Origin of the sequence: Streptomyces sp. NRRL F-5126 (assembly GCF_000721265.1) — a bacterium.
Classification (GTDB): Bacteria; Actinomycetota; Actinomycetes; order Streptomycetales; family Streptomycetaceae; genus Streptomyces.
On sequence record NZ_JOFZ01000110.1, the window covers coordinates 1 to 355 of the forward strand.

1 pseudogene is annotated in these 355 nt (G+C 71.5%); it reads right to left on the reverse strand.

The annotated features are described in order from the left end of the window. Positions 1 to 355: pseudogene (locus IH48_RS0132560) on the reverse strand (conjugal transfer protein); the annotation flags it as partial.

Here is a 355-nt window from a genome sequence, read left to right on the forward strand (position 1 = left end):
GTGGTGGACAGGCCCGGGGTGAACATCCGCTCCAGGGCGATGTCGGCGCTCTTGCCGATCCGGTCGCGCTGGACGTCCATCAGGTCGGCGGCCAGGGACGGGTCACCGACGCCGACCTTCCGGGCCAGCTTCCAGGACGTCTTCACGGCCTTGTTCCGGGTCTTCTCGTCGGGGTGTCCGGCGGCGACGGCCTGGTGGTAGGCCAGGTCCTTCAGGACGGCGGCGGCGCGGGCCTGGGCCTCGACGTCGCGGCCGACCTGGTGGATGACCACGCGGCGGGTCAGGAACGCGAGACCTTCGGCGGACGCGGTGATGGCCATCGGGGTGAGGGCGTAGACGATCGTCTGGCCCAGGC